This is a genomic window from Hymenobacter sp. ISL-91, from assembly GCF_018613725.1.
Classification (GTDB): Bacteria; Bacteroidota; Bacteroidia; order Cytophagales; family Hymenobacteraceae; genus Hymenobacter.
Map to the genome: position 1 here is coordinate 105,362 of NZ_JAGGPS010000026.1, position 16,687 is coordinate 122,048.

16 protein-coding genes are annotated in these 16,687 nt (G+C 61.7%); 6 read left to right on the plus strand and 10 right to left on the minus strand.

All coding sequences use genetic code 11. The features are described 5' to 3' along the window. Positions 1–179: 179 nt before the first annotated feature. The 5 genes from J7E24_RS10925 to J7E24_RS10945 are packed head-to-tail and all read right to left on the minus strand — an operon-like array spanning position 180 to position 3,780. The gene (locus J7E24_RS10925) at positions 180–614 is read right to left on the minus strand and encodes a c-type cytochrome (RefSeq protein WP_251047149.1); all 435 of its coding nucleotides are present in this window, start codon (positions 612–614) and stop codon (positions 180–182) included. Further along, positions 611–1,297 (minus strand): SCO family protein, encoded by a 687-nt coding sequence (locus J7E24_RS10930; protein WP_215138027.1) that lies wholly within the window; start codon positions 1,295–1,297, stop codon positions 611–613. The genes J7E24_RS10925 and J7E24_RS10930 overlap by 4 nt, the downstream gene beginning before the upstream one ends. An 11-nt stretch (positions 1,298–1,308) precedes the next feature. Further along, positions 1,309–1,746, minus strand: coding sequence for a hypothetical protein (locus J7E24_RS10935; RefSeq protein WP_215138029.1), 438 nt, complete (start codon positions 1,744–1,746; stop codon positions 1,309–1,311). 57 nt (positions 1,747–1,803) lie between these two features. Next, positions 1,804–2,289, minus strand: coding sequence for a DUF4112 domain-containing protein (locus J7E24_RS10940; RefSeq protein WP_215138031.1), 486 nt, complete (start codon positions 2,287–2,289; stop codon positions 1,804–1,806). A gap of 36 nt (positions 2,290–2,325) precedes the next feature. Next, positions 2,326–3,780: a diadenylate cyclase gene (locus J7E24_RS10945; RefSeq protein WP_215138033.1), complete on the minus strand. Its 1,455-nt coding sequence runs from the start codon at positions 3,778–3,780 to the stop codon at positions 2,326–2,328. Between the two features lie 199 nt (positions 3,781–3,979). Between J7E24_RS10945 and J7E24_RS10950 the strand changes: the two genes are divergently transcribed. Further along, positions 3,980–4,237 (plus strand): hypothetical protein, encoded by a 258-nt coding sequence (locus J7E24_RS10950; protein ID WP_215138034.1) that lies wholly within the window; start codon positions 3,980–3,982, stop codon positions 4,235–4,237. A gap of 4 nt (positions 4,238–4,241) precedes the next feature. Here J7E24_RS10950 and J7E24_RS10955 read toward each other — a convergent pair whose 3' ends face one another. Further along, positions 4,242–5,477 carry an NAD(P)/FAD-dependent oxidoreductase gene (locus J7E24_RS10955; RefSeq protein WP_215138036.1) on the minus strand — a complete coding sequence of 412 codons (1,236 nt, stop codon included), beginning with the start codon at positions 5,475–5,477 and terminating at the stop codon, positions 4,242–4,244. Positions 5,478–5,643: 166 nt separating this feature from the next. Between J7E24_RS10955 and J7E24_RS10960 the strand changes: the two genes are divergently transcribed. Then, positions 5,644–6,831 (plus strand): cation:proton antiporter, encoded by a 1,188-nt coding sequence (locus J7E24_RS10960; RefSeq protein ID WP_215138038.1) that lies wholly within the window; start codon positions 5,644–5,646, stop codon positions 6,829–6,831. Positions 6,832–6,946: 115 nt separating this feature from the next. On the opposite strand, the gene J7E24_RS10965 is transcribed toward J7E24_RS10960, so the two are convergent. From J7E24_RS10965 to aroQ, 3 genes are all read right to left on the minus strand, one after another. Further along, positions 6,947–7,507 carry a MarC family protein gene (locus J7E24_RS10965; RefSeq protein ID WP_215138040.1) on the minus strand — a complete coding sequence of 187 codons (561 nt, stop codon included), beginning with the start codon at positions 7,505–7,507 and terminating at the stop codon, positions 6,947–6,949. A gap of 172 nt (positions 7,508–7,679) precedes the next feature. Further along, entirely contained in the window at positions 7,680–8,777 is a 1,098-nt protein-coding gene (locus J7E24_RS10970; protein ID WP_251047150.1) for an aminotransferase class V-fold PLP-dependent enzyme, read from the minus strand. Between the two features lie 62 nt (positions 8,778–8,839). After that, a complete protein-coding gene (gene aroQ / locus J7E24_RS10975; RefSeq protein ID WP_215138042.1) occupies positions 8,840–9,286 on the minus strand; it encodes a type II 3-dehydroquinate dehydratase in 447 nt (148 codons plus the stop codon). 188 nt (positions 9,287–9,474) lie between these two features. On the opposite strand from aroQ, the gene xerD reads away from it, so the two are divergent. Beyond that, complete coding sequence (gene xerD / locus J7E24_RS10980; RefSeq protein WP_215138044.1) at positions 9,475–10,377, plus strand: site-specific tyrosine recombinase XerD; 903 nt, start codon at positions 9,475–9,477, stop codon at positions 10,375–10,377. A gap of 21 nt (positions 10,378–10,398) precedes the next feature. Here xerD and J7E24_RS10985 read toward each other — a convergent pair whose 3' ends face one another. After that, positions 10,399–10,824: a hypothetical protein gene (locus J7E24_RS10985; RefSeq protein WP_215138046.1), complete on the minus strand. Its 426-nt coding sequence runs from the start codon at positions 10,822–10,824 to the stop codon at positions 10,399–10,401. A gap of 111 nt (positions 10,825–10,935) precedes the next feature. Here J7E24_RS10985 and J7E24_RS10990 point away from each other — a divergent pair, with 111 nt between their 5' ends. The 3 genes from J7E24_RS10990 (at position 10,936) to J7E24_RS11000 (ending at position 16,613) form a co-directional block, all read left to right on the plus strand. Then, a complete protein-coding gene (locus J7E24_RS10990) occupies positions 10,936–12,669 on the plus strand; it encodes a DUF6044 family protein (RefSeq protein WP_215138048.1) in 1,734 nt (577 codons plus the stop codon). Between the two features lie 208 nt (positions 12,670–12,877). Continuing rightward, the gene (locus tag J7E24_RS10995; protein WP_215138050.1) at positions 12,878–15,841 is read left to right on the plus strand and encodes an FtsK/SpoIIIE family DNA translocase; all 2,964 of its coding nucleotides are present in this window, start codon (positions 12,878–12,880) and stop codon (positions 15,839–15,841) included. A gap of 127 nt (positions 15,842–15,968) precedes the next feature. Then, the gene (locus J7E24_RS11000; protein ID WP_092770723.1) at positions 15,969–16,613 is read left to right on the plus strand and encodes a LolA family protein; all 645 of its coding nucleotides are present in this window, start codon (positions 15,969–15,971) and stop codon (positions 16,611–16,613) included. The last annotated feature ends 74 nt before the right edge of the window (positions 16,614–16,687 follow it).

Here is a 16,687-nt window from a genome sequence, read left to right on the forward strand (position 1 = left end):
CAAAACCCACTGCCAGCCGGCCGGCCGACTAAAAACAACGGCCCTTGTTGGCTGGCAGTTCCCGCTTGGCACCCGGCCGTTTGTAGCTTCCTGCCGCCTGGCCGGTTATGTGTCGCTCAGGCGGCAGCAAGCTTATAGTACCGGGCTTTTCGGGCGCGGGGGCAGCTTTTGGCTGCCGCTTACTGGCCGTCCGAGCCGTTGCAGCGGCCGAGCAACTCGGCCGTCTCGCGGATGGTGTAGGGCTGGTTGGTGTTGCCCCAGTTGGTTTGCAGAAAGTTGAGCAGGTTGGTGATTTGCGAGTCGGTCAGATCCTCATGTCCCGGCATAATCTGGCTGTAATGAATGCCATTGACCACTATATCGCCCTGCATGCCCTTGCGAACAATGCAGGGCAGCTCGGCGCGGTTGCTGGCAATATAATCGGCAGCTGCTACGGGCGGAATGAGGCGCTCCAGACCCTGGCCCTGGTCGCCATGGCAGCTGCTGCAGTGGGCCGCGTACAGCTGGGCGCCCTCGTTCTGGCGCTCAGTAAAGCAGCTGCCCAGCGAAAAGCTAAGCGTGAGCAGCAGGCCCCCGGCCCCCAGCAGCCGCAACGAATGGCCCCGCATCCTCATTTGGCCGCTACGGGCTGCGCCTCGGCCTCCTCCTTCAGCAATACCGGAATGTCCTTGATCAGTTGATTGACCTGCTCGGGCACCATGCCATCGTACACGCCCCGTACCCGCCGCTGCGAATCGACTAGGGCAAACGTGCCGCTGTGGGCAAAGCCGCCGGGCACGGTGGCATCCACCTCCGCGCCCGTCATGTAGGCTTTGGCCAGGGCAAAAACCGAGTCGCGGCCGGCGGTGGCGAAATGCCAGCGTGAGGCGTCGTTGATGCCCAGCCGCTCGGCGTAATCGCGTAGCACCGGAATTGAGTCGTGGGCCGGGTCGATGGTGTGGCTCAGAAACAGTACGTCGGGGTTGGCTTCGAAGGCCTTGTACACACGTAGCAGCTCGCTCTGCATTTTGGGGCAGATGCTGGGACAGGTGGCGAAGAAGAAGTCGGTAACGTAGACTTTGCCGGCGAAGGTCTGGTTGGTAATCACCTGCCGGTCCTGGTTGGTGAGGCGGAAGGCAGGAATAGGGTCGGGCAGCGTGTCGGAGGGCGAGGTAGGCTCGGCCGACTTGAAGCCCAGTACCGGCAGGCGCTCAACGGAGGAGGAAGTGGAATCTGAAGAGCAGCCACCGAGTGATAAGCTCAGCGCGGCCCCGGCGGCGGCCAGCAGCAGGCCGGCCCGGCGAAACGAATTAGTCATCAAAAAACAGCTTATTGAGTAACGGAAGAGGAGGCAGGCGTAGCAGCGGGGGAGGACCCCAGCAGCTGGCGGGCGGCCGCCTGGCTGCTCTCAAACAAACGACCCACCGAATCGATGCGTTCCTGCTGCCGGGCATAGTAAGCCAGCCGCCGGGTGTCGGCCACGGTGTCGGCCGGGCGGCGGTAGCGGTGCATCCAGTCCATCATACCATTTTCGGCGCCTACAATTGCCCGGCGGGCCTGCCCCACGGCTACGGTATCGGCGGCCGGCAGCTTGGCCAGCTGCTGGCGCAGTTCGTACAGCCGGTCCATCTGCACCATCAGCGAATCATGATCAGCAAGTACGGTCTTCTCGGCCTCGGCCACCTGTTGGCCGGTTTCAGGTTGAGTTGATGAGGGCTGGCAGGCTGCCAGCAACAACAGCAGCGGAACAAATCGAAGGGTTTTCATGCCCCAAAGGTAGGCACGCCGGGCCTGAGCGGCCACAGTGCCTCCACCATCATTGCCCTACCACTGCACCGACTCGCCCCAGTTCCAGAGCACCGAACCCAGCCACCAGGCAGCCCACACCAGCAACCCTCCCAGTGCCAGCAGCACCAGGGCCAGCACCAGCAACAGGCCCTTGCCCGAACCCTGGTGCTTGCCCTCGGCGTAATGGGCGCGCAGTAGCGCTACGTTGCGGTTGTTGGCCTTATAGGCGAAGTCGAAAATGTTGCCGACTATCGGAATGGCGCCAATCAGCGCGTCGAGTACCACATTGAACACCATGCGCACCACTAGGTTGCCGCTGGCCCCGTGGCGCATCATGGTCATAATCAGCAGGCCCGAAACAGCCAGCGAGGGCAGGCCACCCACCACCGGCAGCAGGCCCATAATCGGGTCGAGGCCGAAGCGCCAGTTGGTGCCGGGTACCCGGAACTGGCTGTCGAGCAGTCGCGAAACACGCTCTACCCACTGTAGGCGGTCATCTTGATTGAAAGTAGGAACAGACATAGCAGAGAACAGGAAAAGGAGGGAAAGCAGGCACCGCTACCGCTGAATAGGGGGCAGCAGGTCAATCCAGCCGTCTTCGCTTACCACTACGGCCAGTACCGGGTAACGGCTGCTTTCTACGTATCGTAGCACCGAGTTGTAGCGTGAGCCCCGGCTGGAGTCGCCCTTTTCGGTGGCTAGGCCGTCGAGAATGGCTCCGATGGCGTGGCAGGTGCCGCTGGGCTCGATGAGTACGGCCCCATCGATGTTGGTTACCAGCCGGAGCACCGAGGGCGTCATCAGGCGCGGGGTTACGCGGAAGCACTGGGGCGAAAGCCGGACGGCCTCCTGCGCCGCGCCCTCCGAAATCAGCAGGATAGTGCCGTGCTCCTGTTTGGCGGCGTTCAGCGTCAGCTCCCACAGATAGGCAATGCCGGCCGCATCAAGCACCGGAAAAATGCGGCACACCACCTTGGTAAAGTTGTTTTCGTCGATAGTGCCCTGCGGCAGGCGGGGCGTGTTCGACACCACTTTCATCATGCGGTGCCCATCGTGGCTCAGCTCCCAACTGTAGTGCTTGGTGAAATGCACCGTGAACAGGGGCTCGTATTGCGCATCGTCGGGCTCCACCAGGTAGCCCAGCCCGAACACGTCGGTGGCGTCGGTAATAAGTGCATGGCGGTCTTCACTCAGCTCCAGAAGCTTACGAATGCGGCGGTGGTCGCGCAAGGGCACCGGCGTGTCGAGCATGAGTACCGGCACCACGGCCGGGTGGTTGCGCCGCGAAATAAGCATGGTGCCCACCCCCTCGTCGCCCTCGTGGCGCAGGGCCGCTACGCCGTTGCAGGCATCGTAGAGGCCGTGGCTGCCAGCGGCGGCGCGCAGCATAAAGCGGCGGCCGGCGGCGCGCAGCACCTCATTATAGTCGCGGTTGAGCACCAGTCGGTCGTCATCGGCGTGGTCGGACTCGCGCAGGGCCCGCGAGGCGTCGAGCAGGAGCTCTTCGATGGTGGCGGCCAGCAGTGCGGCCGGGCGGTTGGGCACGGTTGGGCCAGGCAGGGCGTAGTAGCTGTGGTAGGCCTCGGCCGAAAGCTGCAACACAATCAGCACCTGGTAGCCACCCGTACTCACGGGCATCGAACAGAAGCTTACCCGATCCTCCTGGCGCTGGGCTACCAGCTCGTGCAGCGTATGTTCGGTGGCGCGGCGCAACAGCTCGTACCAGCGCTGCTTTTCGTAGCGGTCATGGTCGAGCTGATGCAGATGGTACACCACTTCGCGGGGGCCATCGGGCTCGAGGGCCACGGCGTGAGCTTTCACGGCCGCAAAATCGGCGCCGGTGTAGCGGTGGCTCTGTGGCTCGATGAGTACTGCCTGGGGCTCATCGGTTTCGCGGGCCGAGGCAATACCCAGCAAAAAAATCTCCGGTTTCAGCGCCCGGTCGAGCAGGTTAAATACGCCATCGGCAAACAGCTGGGCGGATACGCGAAACAGGCTTTGGTTTTCCCACATAGGGGCAGCGGGCAGAACGTGGAGGGCGGAAAGGGGCAGTTACGCAAAAAGTGCCCCGAAAGATGGGTTTTGCCAGCCCGCGGCCGCAACCTTCGTGCTCCGGGCGGGTTAGCAGCAGGCGCCGCGGCCCTTGCCCGGCTGCCGATAATACCGTATCTTCCGTACCGATTCAGTTTTTCCACTACTTAGCATAGGCCCCATGTTCATCGATCTGGTAATTGCGGGCCTGTTTGCCATGTCGCTGGTGCCGCTGATAACCGGCTATTGCGCCTACAGCTACGGCCGCTCGTTCTGGCTGTGGTTTGCGCTGGGGCTGCTGCTGCCCATCGTGTCGTATTTCGTGCTCTTCGCCCTCATCCTGCGCCAGCAGCTCGACCATGGCCAGCGCCTGCTCAACGAAGCCAAAGCCGTGCTGGCCGAAGCCGAAGAGCTTGAGCGTGCAGAGCGGGAAAGGTAGGCGCCTAGGGCTGCCGTCCCAGCCAGCTTAGCAGGCCGCGGGCAGCCCAGGCTCCCGTACTGAAACAGCCCTGCAGCAGGTAACCGCCGGTGGGGGCCTCCCAATCGAGCATTTCGCCGGCCACGAACGTGCCGGGCCGCATCCGCAGCATCAGGTGTTCATCCAGGGCCTCCCAGGCCACTCCTCCGGCCGTGCTTATGGCCTCATCGAGCGGGCGCAGGCCGGTTATGGGAATGGGGAGAGCCGACAGCAGGGCGGCGGCTTCGGTGGCCCCGGCCGGAAATATGGCCGGGCCCAGCTCGCGCAGCAGCGTGGGTACCGGCGGCCCCAGCCGCAGCGCCTCCCCCAGAAACGACGCTACCGACTTGCCCGGCTTGCGCCGCGCCAGCTTTGCCTGCAGCTGGGTCGGGCTCAGGTCGGGTTTGAGGTGCAGATGCAGCACGGCCGGACCGCCAGCCGCCAACTGGGCCCGCAATTGAGGCGTGAGGGCATATACGGGTGTGCCTTCGAGGCCGTAGTCGGTGAGCAGGATTTCGCCGCGTACCGTTTCCGATCCGCAGCTTAGCGCCACGTTCTTCAGCGGCTGCCGCCCCACCTTCTCGCGGAAAAACCCCGACCAGGCCACCTCGGCACCGCAGTTACCGGGCGCAAAGGGCACTACCGGCACGCCGACGCGCTCCAGCTCGGGCCGCCAGGCACCGTCGGAGCCGGTTTTGGCCCAGCTGGCCCCGCCCAGCGCCAGCAGCGTGGCGGCGGGCCGTACGGTGGCCAGTTCGCCGGTGGTTTCGTTGCGCAGGTGCACCGCGCCATCGGGGCCGAAACCCAGCCAGCGGTGGCGCACATGTATGGCTACGCCCAGCGCCTGCAGCCGTGCCACCCAGGCCCGCAGCAGGTCGGCGGGTTTGTGGTGGGCCTCCGGAAATACCCGGCCGCTAGTGCCCACAAACGTGCTGATGTCCAGCCCAGCGGCCCAGGCGCGCAGATGAGCAGGGGAGAAGTGGGCCAGGAAACCCGTGAAGTCGGGGGCGCGGGCGGCATAGCGGGCAGCAAACGGGGCGGCGTCTTCGGCATTGCTCAGGTTGAAGCCCCCGTGCCCGGCCACCAGAAACTTGCGGCCTACCGTGGCCTGCGCCTCATAAAGCCGCACCCGGCAGCCGGCTTCGGCCAGGTGCTGGGCGGCCAGCAGGCCCGCCGGCCCGCCACCTACTACGGCCACTTCTTTCCCCCAAAGCTGTTGCATCAGGCAAAGGTACGCCGCCCGCCCACGCCGCCCCGGCTCAACTGGCCGGCCCGCGCTACCGGCGCCGAAAGCGTATCTTCGCCGTTCCGGGTTTTCTCCGCCCCGGTCAACCGCCCTCTATTCCGGCTCGTATAGCCGGAATTCATTTTGGGCTTACCTGCATTCTATGGGTTCTTATTCCATTCTTATTGGCCTCAGCCTGGCCATTATTCTTTCTTACCTCTTCGACCTGATTGCCCGCGCCACCAAGGTGCCGTCGGTGCTGATGTTGCTGCTCTCGGGTATTGCCCTGCGTCAGGCCGCCGACTACTTCGAATTTACGTTCGTCGCGCCTAAGGTAATTCTGGAGATATTCGGAATTATCGGCCTGATTATGATTGTGTTGGAGGGGGCGTTGGACCTCAAAATAACCCGCGAAAAATTCCCGCTTATCCGGCGTTCCTTCTTCGCGGCCGTGCTTATGCTGGTGGTGCAGTCGCTCGCCATTGCCCTTATTCTGCACTACTGGCTGGGGGTAAACTTCCAGAGCTGCCTGGTCAATGCCATTCCGCTGGCCGTCATCAGCTCGGCTATTGCCATTCCCAGCGTCGCGGGTCTTACCGGCGAAAAGCAGGAGTTCATCATCTACGAAAGCACCTTCTCCGACATTCTGGGCATCATGCTCTTCAACTTCGCGTTGCAGGCAAATTTTGGCCAGGGCATGTCGGTGGCCACGTTCGGGCTCGATGTTATTGCGGTGGCCTTGGTGGCCATTGCCAGTACGGCCGCGCTCATCTTCCTGCTCGACCGTATTCGGCTGCACGTTAAGTTTTTCCTGATTCTGGCCTTTTTGGTGCTGCTCTATAGCGTGGCCAAAAACCTGCATCTATCGTCGCTGGTGCTGGTGCTGGTGTTCGGATTGGCCGTTAACAACGCCGAGCAGTTTATGGTGGGGCCCATCAAAAACTGGTTCAATCCAGCCCGCCTCACCGATGAGCTGCACCAGCTGCGCAGCATTACGGCCGAGTCGGCCTTCCTGATCCGCACGTTTTTCTTTCTGCTCTTCGGTTACAGCATCACGGTCAGCAAGCTGATGAGCCCGCAACTGCTGCTGCAAGGCGTAATTATTGTGGTGGCCCTCACGGCTATTCGCTACTTCTACCTGCGCTTCATTGCCAAAACCGACCTTATTCCCGAGCTGTTTATTGCCCCTAAAGGCCTGATTACGGTGCTGCTGTTTTACAGCATCCCGCAGCAGCACCTCATCGGCGAAGTCTCCGAAAACATCCTATTTATCGTCATTCTGCTCACTGGCGTGCTGATGATGGTGGGCCTGCTGATGAGCCGCGAGGAACCCGCTATTGGGGAGTACTGACGGTTCAGTATCGAGAAGGGAGTAATGAGTAGGGAGACTTTCGTGCTGTAGCTTGGCTTAACCATGCCACCAGCACGAAAGTCTCCCTACTCATTACTCCCTTCTCGATACTAAATCAGAAGTTCGTTTTGAACAGCTTGATGGCAATGGCCAGCAGGATGACACCGAACACGCGGCGCAGAATATCCTCGCCGGCTTTGCCAAGTTTGCGCTCAATCCAGGGCGAGCTTTTGATGACCAGGTACACAAATATCAGGTTTACAAGCACGCCGGCCAGCACGTTGGGCAGCGCGTAGGCGGCCCGTAGCGAGAGTAGCGTGGTCATGGTGCCGGCACCCACAATCAGCGGGAAGGCCAGCGGCACAATCGAGCCCGTGCCCGCTGCCGGGTCGTGCCGGAATAGCTCAATGCCCAGAATCATCTCCATACCAATGAGGAAGATAATGATGGCGCCGGCCAGAGCAAACGACTGAAAGTCAACCCCAAAGAGCGACAGAATGCTTTGGCCCACAAACAGGAAGCTCACCATCAGTATACCTGCCACAATGGTGGCCTTTTCGGCATTTACATCGCCTTCGCGCTGCCGGATCTGGATGATAATGGGCACCGAGCCCAGAATATCGATAATGGCGAACAGTGTGAGTGTAACCGAGGCTATTTCCTTGAGACTAAACATAAATCACAGATGTTGCAGATGATGTGGATGTCGCAGATTCGTTCTGAATCACAGCTGGTACAGATGACTAGAATAACGCAGATCCGTTCTAGTAAGAGGGCCGAAAGACGATTGAACGAATCCGCTGCCAGAACGAATCTGCGTTATCCTAGTCATCTGTACCAGCTGTGATTCAGGAAAACTCCTTGGCGAAGAACTGCACGAGCTGCTCGAAGGCGGCATCGGGGATGGCGGGGAAGTTGGCGATGCGCAGGCTGGTGGCTTTCAGGTCGCCGTAGCCGCTGCCCAGGTACAGGTTTTGCGCCAGAGCGCGGCGCCTGACCTCCTCGATAAGGGCGGGGGCGCCCTGCAGGCCAATGACGGTGTACGAGCGGGTTTCGGGGTTGGAAACCAGCGGCCGCAATTGGGTGGCCTGGTCGAAGTAGTCGTAGAGTTTGGTGGCCCGCCCGACGACGTGCTGGTGAATCGTTTTAATGGGCGGGTTGTCGTGGATGGCGCGGCTCAGCAGGTAGATTCCCAGCACATTGGGCGTGTGGGTGGTCTGGAAGTTGAGCATCTTGTCGTACTGGTCGGCCAGCGAGTTGTAGTGGCCGCGCTCCTTCAGCTGGCGCACCCGCTCGATGGCCCGCGGCGAGAGCACCATCACCGAAAGGCCCGCCGGCAGCCCGAAACACTTCTGCACCGAGGCGTACCAGATGTCGCCCTTGATGTACTTAAGCTGCACCCCAGCCATCGACGAAGTGGCATCGACGGCCAGCAAAGCCTTGGGCGGCAGCCGGTTGTATAAGTTGAGGATAACGCCGTCGCGCAGCTGGGTGGTCGTGGAGGTTTCGTTCTGGGTGATGCACACCAGATCGGTCTGCTCGTCGAGGCCCGGCAGCCGGTCGGCGTCGGGCACCTCATCAATCCCGAATTTCAGCCCTACCGAAGCCGGCCGCAGGGCGCGGGCGGTTTCGTACCATTTCTGGCCAAAAGCGCCGTTGTAGAGGTGGAAGCTTTTGGTGGGAGTGAGGCTCTGGGCCAGTACTTCCCAGCATTCGGTGGCCGAGCTGAGAAAGAAAATGGTGTAGTCCTGCGGGATATGGAGCTTGGCTTTGAGCTCCTGCACGGTCTGGCGCATCAGCTGCACAAACTTCTCGCCCCGGTGCGGCGCCGAAAGCCAGCCCTCATCAAAGGCATCCTGAAGATACTGGCGCACCTGCGGGTACACCTGCGAGGGCCCTGGATTAAACGTATACATAGCGGCGGATTTCTTGGAAAGGAAGTGCAAAGGTAGGAAAGCGAATGAGGGCCAGCCGGGCAAATGCGGGATATCCGCCCCCTTCGGCTGCCCTACACCCGAAACCCCATGCGCTTGGGGCGCTGCCCGTCGAGGTAGTGCAGGGCCAGCCGGTAGCTTTCCAGCCCGAAGCCGCTGATGCTGCCCGCGCAGTGGCGGCCCAGCAGGCTGCGCTGCCGGAACTCCTCGCGGGCGTGCAGGTTGCTCAGGTGCACCTCAATTACCGGCGAACCGATGGCGGCCACCGCGTCGGCCAGCGCCACGCTGGTGTGGGTGAAGCCGCCGGCATTGAGCACGATGCCGTGGTAGCTGAACCCCACTTCGTGGAGCTTGTCGATGAGGCCGCCCTCATGGTTGCTCTGGGCATATTCCAGTTCGAACTGCGGGAAGGCTTCTACTAATTCGGGCAAAAAGTCTTCGAACGAGCGGGTGCCATAGATGCCGGGTTCGCGCCGGCCCAGCAGGTTAAGGTTGGGGCCGTTAAGCAGCAGGATTTTCATTGGAGGGAGGGCTGAAGGGAATGGTTTCTGGGAGCTTGGTGGGCAAAGGAACGTCATTCTGAGCGGAGTGAAGAATCTCGCGTGCCACAGTAATTTTAGCTATTGGAGGTGCCACTGCACGCGAGATTCTTCGCTCCGCTCAGAATGACGTTCTTTTGTGCCTCAGTTCATCAGTCCCTTTTCCGCCCATGTCGCCCTGGAATCTTGCCATCAAACAGTTCGAGGGCTACCTGCAACTCGAAAAGTCGTTGTCGGCCAACTCGGTGGAGGCCTATGCCCGCGACGTGCACAAGCTGCGCCAGTACCTGGAGCTGGAGCGGCTGCCAGCCTCACCCCAGCAGGTAACCACCCGCCTGCTGCGCGACTTTCTCGCCTGGCTGGGCGGTATGGGCCTGGAGGCTACCTCGCAGGCCCGCACGCTGTCGGGCATCAAGGCCTTTTACCGCTTCCTGATCATGGAAGACCTGCTTTCCATCGACCCCACCGACACGCTGGAAGCGCCCAAAACCGGCCGCAAGCTGCCCGACACGCTCAGCTACCCCGAAGTGGAGCAACTACTGGCCGCTATTGATTTGAGTACGCCCGAGGGCACCCGCAACCGGGCCATATTGGAGGTGCTCTACAGCTCGGGCCTGCGCGTGAGCGAGCTGACCGGCCTACGGCTGTCCAACCTCTACGCCGACCAGGGCTTCGTGCGCGTGACGGGCAAGGGCAATAAGGAGCGGCTGGTGCCCATCGGCCGCGACGCGCTCAAGCACTTGGGTTTCTACCTGCAGGGCATCAGGGCCCACCTCGATATCAAGCCTGGCCACGAAGACACGGTGTTTCTGAATAAGCGCGGTGCGGGCCTTTCCCGGGTGATGATTTTTCATATCATCAAGGCCGCCGCCGAGAAAGCGGGCATTGGCAAGAGCGTCAGCCCGCACACCTTCCGCCACAGCTTCGCCACGCATTTGATTGAAGGCGGGGCCGACCTACGGGCCGTGCAGGAAATGCTGGGCCACGAAAGCATAACCACCACCGAAATCTACACCCACCTCGACCGCGACTACCTGCGCCAGGTTATCACGCAGTTTCATCCACGCAGTTGAAGTACCTGCGGCCGGCCGCTTTTAGTGGGCCGGTTGCTGCCTACACGCTGCCAGCCAGTCGTTGGCTTCGGCCAGCAGATCGAAAAACTGGATTTCGAATTGGGTGAATAAGTGGTGCGTGGGTGTGCCCAGAAACAGGGTGGCCAGCGTGCCGCTTCGTACTACATGGGCCACATACTGCACGCCGGCTTGGGCAGCAGCCGGCGCCCATTGTTGCGCCAGCCACAGCAACGAGTCGAACCACGGGCCCTGCAGGTCGGTGTTGTCGTTGAGTAGGCAGCAGCATGGATACCGGCGCAGAATATCGAGCGCGGCCTGGGCTCCGTCGTAAGCCAGCGGCCCCGTTACGTTTCCCTGCCAGGTAACGGTGAGCTGCTTCTGTTCCGACGAATAGTATAGTCGGCAATAATCAGGACACTCGGGGCTGGAGAGTACACGCTCTGTCATGATAAAACACTAAAAAAGATGGAAATATTTTAACGTGAGGCAGGCCGGTCGGGATGCCTTTTGCCGAAAAAAGGCAGTTACTTTTACGGCCCCGTTCCTGCCGCTGCTTTCATGCCTGCTCCTTTTAGCGCCATTGCTTTGCCATTTCGCCCTCGCCGCGTCCTGCTGGGGGCAGCGCTGGCCCTGCTGCTGCTGGCTCTGGTTTACGTAGCCCCCGCCGGCCGCACCTACATCCTGCTCGACGATAACCTCGACACCGAGCTGGCCACCGGCTACGCGTTGGTAGCCGAAGGTAAGGCCCTCGACTACCGGCCGGGCACCGTGGTAGAGCGCCTGCTGAACGGGCTGCCCCGCAATGCTCTGCGGCCGGGTTTGCAGCCTCTGGTAGGCCTGCAGGCCCTGCTGCCCACGCTGCCCGCCTACCTGCTGCACGAGCTGCTGGTGCGCCTGGCGGGCCTGGTGAGTATGTACTGGCTGCTGCGCCGCCACCTGCTGCCCGGCCCCCGCAACGTTGCGTTGTGTGCCGGGCTGGCCCTGGCCTGGGCAGTGCTGCCCGCTTACACTACCTACGGCGTATCGGTGCTGGGGCAGCCGGCGGTGGCAGCCGTGCTGCTGCAGCTGCGCCGCCAGCCGGCCCGCTGGCCGAACTACGTGGTGCTGGGGATGTTCGGGCTGTGGTCGAGCCTTGTGCTGGCGGGGGTGTTTGTGCTGCTGGCGGGTGGGGTACTACTATTGTGGGAGGCCTGGAGGGGCCGCTACCAGGCCGCCGGCCGCCTGTTGCTGGGGCTGGCCGTACTGGCCGCCACCTATCTGGTGGTAGAGTACCCGCTGGTTTCGGCACTGCTGGGCGGGCAGTTCGTATCGCACCGGCTGGAGTTCGATTACGCCCGACTAGCCCTAACAGGGGCAGGGGTGGGGCTGCTAACGGCAGCGCGCTATTTTTTGCTGGGCCATTACCATAGTGGCCAGCTGGTGTGGCTGGCCCCGTTGCTGGCCGCCGGGGGCGCTGCGTTTCTGGTGCCGGCTGGCGCGGCCCGCAACCAGTTGCGGCGGGTACTGGTGGTGTGGGTGGGGGCGCTGGCCGGGGCCGCGCTGTTTTGTGGCTTCTACCCGCAACTGACAGCGGTGGGCCAGCAGATCCTGCCGCTGCTGCGGGCCTTTAATCTTTCGCGGCTTCATTTTTTGCTGCCGCTGGCGTGGTTTTGCCTGCTGGTTTTCAGCCTACGCCACTTGCCGGCCGGCCGGGGCCGCTGGGCGCTGGTGGCGTTGCAGCTGCTGCTGGGCCTGGGCTTCAATACCGAATGGACGCTGAATGTGCGCCGTTTGCTGGGCCGGTTGCCGGCTTCGGAGCCCACATATGCTGCCTACGTGGCCCCCGGGCTGTTTGGCAAGGTGCAACAGGCTATTGTCGAGCGCACGGGCCAGCCGCCGGCTGCCTACCGGGTGGCCTGCCTGGGCTTTCCGCCGGCCGTGGCTACGCTCAACGGGTTTTTCACCCTCGATGCCTACCTCAATAACTACCCCCTGGCCTACAAGCACGCGTTCCGGCCCCTGATAGCCGGCGAGCTGGCTAAAAGCCCTGCCCTGGCCACGTATTTCGATGCCTGGGGCAACCGCTGCTACCTGTTTTCGGCTGAGCTGGGCAAAAATTTCCGGGTGCCCGCCACGCCTGCCCGCACCGTGCAGCACTGGCAGTTTGATGCCGCCGCCTTCCGCCGGCTTGGCGGGCGCTATGTGTTTTCGGCGGCCCGGCTGGCCCGGCCCGGGGCCAGCGGCCTGCGCCTGTTTGGCCAATATGCCTCGCCCAACGCTTACTGGCACCTGTGGGTATATGAGGTGTTATAGTAAACCATAGAGGCAGGCGCGCCGGACGTTTGCCCGCTCGGGCCGTGCCGGGTAAGTGTTCGGGCTTCAGTGGCCTAGTGCCATCCGGCGGGCTGCTGCGGCTCTGCAGTGCCAAACACTCCGGTTCATTATCTCCCTGTCCGGGCTTGTCTTTTCTCGCTATTTCACCTGTTTTATACCTAGATTTGGTATCTGGCGTACTTTTCCAATGGCTAAAAATACCTACAAGCAACCGGCCGAAACTCCCACCCGCCGCGGCAACGAGCCCCGGCCGGCTGACCCGCGGCCGGCCCGCAACCAACCCCGTCCCGCTGCTGCTACTGATGCGCCTGCGCGCGAAAACCGGCGCAACGAGCCGAAGTCGGCGGCCGCGGCCAAGCCCAGGAAAGAGCGCACGCCGCTGAAACTGCCGGTTTTTCGCTTTGGAGAACTGTTTGGTTTTCTGCGCGACCGGCGCTTCCAGCTGTTTGTGGGCTTTTTTCTGCTCTTCAGCTCCATTTACCTCACTATTGCCTTCGTCTCATTCCTGTTCACCGGCCATGCCGACCAGAGCGTGACCGAAAGCGTGGGCCGCACTGCCCTGCGCGACGCGGGCCAGGAAACCGGCAACTGGCTGGGGGTAGTGGGCGCGCTGCTGGCCGAGTGGCTGATTCAGGACGGCTTTGGCGTGGCCGCGTTTGCCCTGATTCCAATTGTGTTCTTTCTGGGCTATAAAACCGTGTTTCGGCGCGGGGTCGTTTCGTTCAGCTATGTGCTGGCCATGTGCCTGTTCACTACGCTCTGGCTGAGCGTGCTGCTGGGCTACGTGGTCCTTTCGCTGCAAACCCCCGGCATCGACCCTGTACTGGCCCATAGTCTCGACTTTTTGTGCGGCGGCGTGGGCTACGAAACAGCCTTCTGGCTCGACAGCCTAATTGGCTGGGGCACGGTGCTGCTGCTGGCCTTCCTGCTGATTTCGTTTGTGGTGTTCTTCTTCAACATCACCACCCTCAACCTGGGCAGCAGCCCCAATGAGGCGTCCGACGAGCCCGCCGCCGTCCGTCGCCCCGCCACCAACGAGCCCGCTCCCTGGGCCGTTGATGCCCCTTCGGCCCTGGATGCCGACGACAACCCGCTGGGCCTCACGCTCCGCGACACGCGCGGCTCGCGGGCTGTGGCAGCTGAGGAGCAGGAGGCTGACGATGAATTTGAAGAAGCCGAACCGGCTCCTGCGCCGCTCCGGACCGGCGCCGTGGCTTCGTCGGCGCTGGCGGCGGCCACCACAGCAGGAGGGGGGCTGGCGGCCGGTGCTGCGGCGCTGCCCTTAAGCGTGGCGCCGGTAGCCGCGGCTGCGGCAGCAGCAGTGGTGCCCAAAGCCAGTGGCCCCAGCTTCTCCATCGAAGTAGCCGAGCCGGAACCCGACCGCGCCCCTATTGCTCCGGCCGTGCCCCTGGCTGCCAGCGTACCCACCCCGCTTTCACTGGCCGACCTGGCCGATGATGACGATGCGCCGCTGCCGGCTTCGTTGCCGCTCCCGGCCGCTGCGTCGGCCCGGCCTGCCGGCCTGTCGTTCGAGGTGGAAGACGCTACCGGCAAGCCCGAGCTCGATCCCTCGGCCGGCCTTGATATGGCCGTTATTGCCGAGGAAGACGAGGAAGCCGAGGTGATGCCGACCGGCGAGTACGACCCCACCCTCGATTTGCCCCGCTACCAGTACCCCACCCTGGAACTGCTCAACGACTACGGCCAGGCCAAAGCCCAAGTAACCAAGGAGGAGCTGGAAGCCAACAAAGACCGCATTGTAGAAACACTGGGCCACTACGGCATCAACATCGCCAGCATCAAGGCCACCATCGGCCCCACCGTTACGCTCTACGAAATTGTGCCCGATGCCGGGGTGCGCATCAGCAAAATCAAAAGCCTGGAAGATGATATTGCCCTGAGCCTCGCGGCCTTGGGCATCCGGATTATTGCGCCTATTCCGGGCAAGGGAACCATTGGTATCGAGGTGCCGAACGCTAAAAAGGAGATGGTGAGCATCCGCTCGGTGTTCAACACCGACAAGTTTATTTCCACGGAAATGGACCTGCCCATTGCTTTTGGCCGCACCATTACCAACGAGGTATTTGTGGTCGATCTGGCCAAGATGCCCCACTTGCTGATGGCCGGTGCTACGGGTCAGGGTAAGTCGGTGGGTTTGAACGTGATTCTGGCTTCGCTGATTTACAAGCGCCACCCCAGCCAACTCAAGTTCGTGCTCGTCGACCCCAAAAAGGTAGAATTGAGCATCTTCAACAAGATTGAGCGTCACTTTCTGGCCAAGCTGCCCGACACCGAGGAGCCCATCATCACCGACACCAAAAAGGTGGTGAACACGCTCAACTCGCTGTGCATGGAGATGGACAAGCGCTACGATTTGCTTAAGGATGCCGGCTGCCGCAACCTCAAGGAGTATAACCGCAAGTTCGTGGAGCGCCGCCTCAACCCCAAAAAGGGCCACCGCTACATGCCCTTCATTGTGCTGGTGATTGACGAGCTAGCCGACCTGATGATGACGGCTGGCAAGGAGGTGGAAACGCCCATTGCCCGCCTGGCCCAGTTGGCCCGTGCCATCGGCATCCACCTGATTGTGGCCACCCAGCGCCCCTCCGTGAACGTCATTACCGGCATCATCAAGGCCAACTTTCCCTGTCGGATTTCCTTTAAAGTCACCAGCAAAATTGACTCGCGCACCATCCTCGATGCCGGCGGCGCCGACCAGCTCATCGGCCAGGGCGACATGCTGATTTCGCAGGGCTCCGATATCATCCGGGTGCAGTGCGCCTTCATCGACACGCCCGAAGTAGACCGCCTCTGCGACTTCGTGGGCGAGCAGCAGGGCTACCCCGATGCCTACCACCTGCCCGAAGTGGTGGGCGAAAGCGGCGGCGGCAACGGCGACACCGACGACTTCAACCCCGCCGACCGCGACGCCATGTTCGAGGAAGCGGCCCGCGTTATCGTTACGCACCAGCAGGGCAGCACCTCCCTGATTCAGCGCCGCCTCAAGCTGGGCTACAACCGCGCCGGCCGCCTGATTGACCAGCTGGAGCACGCCGGCATTGTGGGGCCGTTTGAGGGCAGCAAGGCCCGGGAGGTATTAATTCCGGATGAGTACAGTTTGGAACAGTTGTTGAATACGCTGCCCAGGTAGAGAGGTAGTATTGAGTAACTAGTATTGAGTAGCTAGATCAAAGCGCGTTTTTTTCCGCGTTTTTCCGCTCTTAACCGAACAAAGTCTCGATACGAACGTCTCAGTAGTCAATACTTAAAATCCTGCAATGAAAAAGTACCTCGCTCTGCTCGCCCTGTCCGTTTCGTTTTCCTCCGTGGCTTCGGCCCAGCAGGACCCCAAGGCGGGGAAGATTCTGGACCAGATGAGCGCGAAATACAAGGCTATGAAGGCCTTTAAAGCCACCTTCACTCAAACCCTCGAAAACGATGCGGCCAAGGTGAAAGAGAATCTGAGCGGCGACATTACCGTGAGCGGCCAGAAGTTTCGGCTGAAGATGAGCGGCCAGGAGGTCATCAACAACGGCCAGACCATGTGGACCTACATGAAGTCGGAAAACGAGGTGAACGTATCCGACTACGAGCCCGACGAGCAGGAAGTGTCGCCCTCCCAGATTTACACGCTCTACAAGAAGGGTTACAAGTACAACTATGCCGGCGAAGCCAAGGAAGGCGGCGAAATGGTCGACATCATCGACCTGTCGCCCGAGGACCGCAACAACCCCGTGTATAAGGTGCGCCTGAAAGTAGGCCGCAACGACAAAGCGGTGAAAAGCTGGCAGATGTACAAGAAAAATGGCAACCGCTACACTTACCGCATCAGCAAGTTCCTGCCCAACGCGCCGGTCGACGCTACTACTTTCAACTTCGACAAAACCAAATACAAAGGTGTAAAGGTGATTGACCTGCGCTAGTCGCTTATCTTGGAAGCCTAACCGGCCCGCTCCTGCTGTTTCTGCAGGGGTGGGCCGGTTTTTTGTTGAGCGGC

Excerpts from the sequence above, each read along its gene's own strand:
- J7E24_RS10960 (WP_215138038.1), top strand. The coding sequence starts at position 5,644 with ATGGGTTCTTATTCCATTCTTATTGGCCTCAGCCTGGCCATTATTCTT.
- J7E24_RS10925 (WP_251047149.1), bottom strand. The coding sequence starts at position 614 with ATGAGGATGCGGGGCCATTCGTTGCGGCTGCTGGGGGCCGGGGGCCTG.
- J7E24_RS10945 (WP_215138033.1), bottom strand. The coding sequence starts at position 3,780 with ATGTGGGAAAACCAAAGCCTGTTTCGCGTATCCGCCCAGCTGTTTGCC.
- xerD (WP_215138044.1), top strand. The coding sequence starts at position 9,475 with ATGTCGCCCTGGAATCTTGCCATCAAACAGTTCGAGGGCTACCTGCAA.
- J7E24_RS10950 (WP_215138034.1), top strand. The coding sequence starts at position 3,980 with ATGTTCATCGATCTGGTAATTGCGGGCCTGTTTGCCATGTCGCTGGTG.
- J7E24_RS11000 (WP_092770723.1), top strand. The coding sequence starts at position 15,969 with ATGAAAAAGTACCTCGCTCTGCTCGCCCTGTCCGTTTCGTTTTCCTCC.
- J7E24_RS10995 (WP_215138050.1), top strand. The coding sequence starts at position 12,878 with ATGGCTAAAAATACCTACAAGCAACCGGCCGAAACTCCCACCCGCCGC.
- J7E24_RS10965 (WP_215138040.1), bottom strand. The coding sequence starts at position 7,507 with ATGTTTAGTCTCAAGGAAATAGCCTCGGTTACACTCACACTGTTCGCC.
- J7E24_RS10955 (WP_215138036.1), bottom strand. The coding sequence starts at position 5,477 with ATGCAACAGCTTTGGGGGAAAGAAGTGGCCGTAGTAGGTGGCGGGCCG.
- J7E24_RS10940 (WP_215138031.1), bottom strand. The coding sequence starts at position 2,289 with ATGTCTGTTCCTACTTTCAATCAAGATGACCGCCTACAGTGGGTAGAG.
- aroQ (WP_215138042.1), bottom strand. The coding sequence starts at position 9,286 with ATGAAAATCCTGCTGCTTAACGGCCCCAACCTTAACCTGCTGGGCCGG.
- J7E24_RS10930 (WP_215138027.1), bottom strand. The coding sequence starts at position 1,297 with ATGACTAATTCGTTTCGCCGGGCCGGCCTGCTGCTGGCCGCCGCCGGG.
- J7E24_RS10990 (WP_215138048.1), top strand. The coding sequence starts at position 10,936 with ATGCCTGCTCCTTTTAGCGCCATTGCTTTGCCATTTCGCCCTCGCCGC.
- J7E24_RS10935 (WP_215138029.1), bottom strand. The coding sequence starts at position 1,746 with ATGAAAACCCTTCGATTTGTTCCGCTGCTGTTGTTGCTGGCAGCCTGC.
- J7E24_RS10985 (WP_215138046.1), bottom strand. The coding sequence starts at position 10,824 with ATGACAGAGCGTGTACTCTCCAGCCCCGAGTGTCCTGATTATTGCCGA.